Origin of the sequence: Candidatus Protochlamydia sp. R18 (assembly GCF_000648255.1) — a bacterium.
Classification (GTDB): domain Bacteria; phylum Chlamydiota; class Chlamydiia; order Chlamydiales; family Parachlamydiaceae; genus Protochlamydia; species Protochlamydia amoebophila.
The window spans coordinates 1-4,452 of sequence record NZ_BASL01000676.1 but is presented as its reverse complement, the minus strand read 5'-3'; the positions used below and the strand labels follow the sequence as shown (position 1 = coordinate 4,452).

General features: G+C 34.7%; 2 protein-coding genes and 2 pseudogenes. 2 read left to right on the top strand and 2 right to left on the bottom strand.

Annotated features, from left to right (window positions below; translation table 11 throughout):
- Positions 1 to 333: 333 nt before the first annotated feature.
- Both TY19_RS04960 and TY19_RS04955 read right to left on the bottom strand, forming a co-directional pair.
- Positions 334 to 1,572, bottom strand: a complete 1,239-nt coding sequence (locus TY19_RS04960; RefSeq protein WP_042280678.1) for an NAD(P)/FAD-dependent oxidoreductase — start codon at positions 1,570 to 1,572, stop codon at positions 334 to 336.
- Complete coding sequence (locus TY19_RS04955; protein WP_042280676.1) at positions 1,565 to 3,505, bottom strand: ABC-F family ATP-binding cassette domain-containing protein; 1,941 nt, start codon at positions 3,503 to 3,505, stop codon at positions 1,565 to 1,567. Before TY19_RS04955 ends, TY19_RS04960 begins: the two co-directional genes overlap by 8 nt.
- Positions 3,506 to 3,743: 238 nt before the next feature.
- On the opposite strand from TY19_RS04955, the pseudogene TY19_RS12745 reads away from it, so the two are divergent.
- A pseudogene (locus tag TY19_RS12745) lies at positions 3,744 to 3,979 on the top strand (IS1 family transposase); the annotation flags it as partial.
- Between the two features lie 172 nt (positions 3,980 to 4,151).
- Positions 4,152 to 4,452, top strand: a pseudogene (locus TY19_RS04945) (IS4 family transposase); the annotation flags it as partial.

The window sequence follows — 4,452 nt, the reverse complement described above, 5'->3', positions numbered from 1 at the left end:
TTAATTTATTAGTTAAATAATTAACTAATAAAAAATTTATTTTAAGGAATTGATTATGAATTATTTATCATTAAATAATTCTATATTTTATTATTTATAAAATGAATTTTAAAACAAATTTAAAATTAATAAAATAAATATAGTTACAGAATTTAATTATTTTTAATAAATTTAGTATATTTAAGAATAGGCGGTTTATTTTCAATAATAGTTTTGGGTAATTATTGTTGAACCTATAAATTTTTTACGCTTATAGTTTTTAGTAAATAATTTTGTTTTTAAATTTTCTTCATAATCGCTAAAAAGGCGAAAATCTTTAAAAGAAGCAGAAAACTAAATGACGGATGTTGGCATTCCCATTGAGCAACCAGCAATCCATCCGGTTGTCCAGGCATTTTGGAAATTGAATCCTCCAGTGATCCCATCGATGTTGAGAATTTCTCCAGCAAAGAAGAGATGGGGGCAACGGCGACTTTCAAGTGTTTTAAAATTGACTTCATTTAAAGCCACCCCACCGCACGTGACAAATTCTTGTTTGTAAATAGTTTTGCCCTGAATTAAAAATGGGCTAGCGCGCAAATAAGTTATGAAAGAAGAAAGATGTTTATTGGAAAGCATCGCCCATCTTAAATCAGCATCAATACTAGATAATTGAGCAAGCTTCTTCCACAATTGTTTAGGTAATTCGAACAAAGATTCCGACATTACTAACTTAGCAGGGTTACTTCGTTTCACTTTTAAGAAAGTCTGCCTAATCTCCTCTTCAGATAAATTTGGAAGCCAATTGATTTCCATTTTGGTTTTATAATTTAAAGCGTGAAGTTCACGAGCTGCCCAAGCTGAGAGCTTAAGAACAGCTGGTCCACTAAATCCCCAATGTGTGAGTAAAAGTGGGCCTTGCTGCATGATTCCTTCATCGACAAGGCGAACTTGCGCAACAGGTAATGAAACGCCGGCTAAATCTAACAAGGGAGAATCAGGTACATTAAAGGTAAAAAGGGAGGGAACGAGAGGGATAATGGTATGTCCTAACTCTTCCAGTAAGGGATAAAGTTTCGGAGCGCTTCCGGTTGCCATTAACAATTTATCACAAATTAAAACTTCTTCATTAGAAAGATGCAAGGTAAATCCTTTTTCCTCTTTAATGATTCTTTGAACACCTCTTTCAAGTCGGATATCTATACGAGCTTCGCGAGCAGCTTGCTGCAAGCAAGCAATAATTGTTTCTGACTGATCTGTTACCGGAAACATACGACCATCTTCTTCTACCTTAAGTTTCACTCCTCTATTTTCAAACCATTCAATCGTATCTTTCGGTTGAAAACGAGTAAAAGGCCCTCTCAATTCTTGACTTCCCCTTGGGTAAGATTTAATCAAAATAGAAGGATCAAAACAGGCATGCGTCACATTACAACGCCCTCCTCCTGAAATGCGGACTTTTGCCAATGGTTGACGCGTTTTTTCTAAAAGAATGACTTGATGTTGAGGAAAATGATGAGCGCAAGAAATGGCTCCAAAAAAACCAGCAGCTCCTCCTCCCACAACTATAATAGTCAAAGATCTATCACTCATCTTCAGCTTCACTTTGTTGCAATTCCAAACTTGCTGTTTCCCATTTTTCCATAGAAGTCATTAATGCATCTTCCAGCAATTGTTTTTCTTGAGTATATTCTAGCTGTTTTTCTCGTGTTGATATTTGATAAAACCCTTCAGAAGACATAATTTGTTCAATTTCTTTAATCTTTTCTTCAATTTTATGACATTCTTCTTCTGCTAAAAATACTCGCTTCTTTAATTGAGTTTTCAAACTTTTTAAACGCTTTTGATCTTGATAAGTTGACAAAGAATTTGTTTTTGCTTCTTCATGTGCGTAACGTTGACTCAAAGCTTTTGGTTTGGATAAATGATCTTTTTCTTGCTTTTCTACGTATTCAGGATAGCTTCCTTTAAAATCTTCTATTTTTTGGTAGTTAATTTCCAAAATGCGATTAGCAATATGTGAAACAAAATAACGGTTATGGCTAACAAGCAAAAGAGTTCCTGAATAATTTTGCAAAGCTTTCGTTAATTCATCAATAGCTTCTAAATCCAGGTGATTTGTCGGCTCATCAAAAATCAAAACATTAGGTTTTAACAGCATCATTTTAGCAAGAATTAAACGGGCTGTTTCGCCTCCACTTAATGTATGAATAGGCTGCTTAACTGTATCCCCTGAGAATTTAACGAGACCTAAAAGTTCTCTGACCTGCTCTTGAGTTTTGGTCCGATCAAATTGACCTAGCCAATCAAGCAAGTTCAAATCACCTTGCACTTCTCTTGCATGGTCTTGAGGAAAATAAGCAATTTGAGTCGCAAATCCCCAATCAAATTCTCCTTGGTCGGGTTGGGCATGATCTGTCAATATTTCCAGTAAAGTCGATTTCCCAATTCCATTAGGACCAATAATCGCCAAGCGATCTCCTCGTTCTATTTCAAATGAAACATTCTCCAAAACTTTTTTGGATCCATAAGTTTTATAGAGATTTTTAGCTTTGAGAACAGTAACACCAGAAGCTCTTTCGGGTACAAAATTCAAATTTGGATAAAGTCGAGAAGTTGGAAGAAGATTTAAGCTATCCATTTCATCTTCTATTTTTTCAACCAAACGAGCTTTGGATTGCGCTTGTCGAGCCTTTGTCGCTTTAGCTCCAAAGCGATCGATAAACCCTTGTAAATCTTCTCGACGCTTATCATGCTTAGTGAGCATGGCTTCTTTTTGCTCACGATCTTGCTTTTTCTGTTTAGCAAAAGTTTCGTAATCTCCTTTATAAATTTTGATCGTCCCATAATCGACATCTGCAATATGCGTACAAATATTATTAAGAAAATCTCGATCATGAGATGTCACAATTAATGTACCAGGAAAATTGCGTAAATAGCCTTCTAGCCATTTAATGGAGTATAAATCTAAATGGTTAGTTGGTTCATCCAACACTAAAATGGCATGTTTACCGAAAAATAGCTGAGCAAGAAGAACCCGGAGCTTATAGCCCCCCGATAAAAGATGTAAGGGCTTTTGATGAGCCCCTTCTCGAATTCCCAATCCCTCTAGTAATTTTGCCGCCTCTCCTTCAGCAGTGTATCCATCTTGATCCTCGATTATTTTTTCTAAACGAGAAAGAGCTTGGCAATCATCGTCTGTAAATGGTTCTCGCTGTAAAATGCGTTTTTTTTCTTCTAAGCTGCGCCATAATAACTGTTTTCCTCTTAATACAACATCAATTACCCGTTCATTTTCATACATATAATGATCTTGTTTTAAAGAACCAAGAGTAAGCTGTTGAGGAATAGTCACGTGACCTGCATCAGCACAAATCTCTCCCGTCAAAATTTTGATTAGAGTAGATTTTCCACACCCATTAGCCCCAATCAATCCGTATCGATTTCCTGGATTAAATTGAAGATTCACTTGTTTAAAAAGTATTTTAGCGCCAAAACGCATTGTTAATTCGATTAATGCAATCATAAATTCTGATCAGTTTACACGTTTATTATTTTATTGAGAAATGAGGAATTTTATCATGAAAAGGGTAAAAAGCATAACTATTATCAGTAGATCTTCTTATTAAGGTTGCTTGTTAAATAGCATTTTTTGGTGGTGCTAAATAGGTAAGGCTATTCCAATAAACTGATCTAATTGGATAGATTAATTGTTCTAATTCAAGCAGAGAAAAGCAAGGGAATCTACAAACTGCGGATCAAATTTGGTAAAGAAGAAGGATAATGTAAGACATGAAAAGCAAAATTTTCGCTGTTTAGGTGTGGCAAACAGTGAAGCGAAAACAATGAAGCTAAAATCATTAACGAACAAACAAAGGAACTTGTCAAAAAAGTTCTTCTAGAAAAGGTGTCTCCTAATGAAATTTGTAGAATTTTTGATGTAAGTATGCCATGGCTGCTAGATTTTATTAATTTCATTATCAAACCCTCTGTACAGGACAATTTTTTTGAAAATGTAAAAAAACTCGCGATATGTGACATAATACTTCAGAAACCACTCTAGAGGTACTATGAAACACATATGCGAGCTGCATAACATTTTAGGTCAATATTTTAATTGGAACAAGTCAAGATTAACTGTATTGACGAATTTATTATTGGGATTGTTCATAGTGAAGACAGTGAATCTGTCAGAGCTAGCAACAGTTTTGTATAGTAAGGCAAAAATTGATTCTAATTTCAAACGAATACAAAGATTTTTCAACTGGCTAACTTCTTTGAATGATTATCAAGAGGTCATAACAGATTTAGTGATTATCATTTTAGATCTTAAAAATAAGAAAAATGACTTGGCATTAGATAGGACAGATTGGAAATTCGGCAAAAAACACATCCATATTTTGACCTTAGGAGTTAATTTTAAAGGGATTAGCATTCCTCTAGCTTGGATTTCCTTAGGAAGAGCAGGTAATT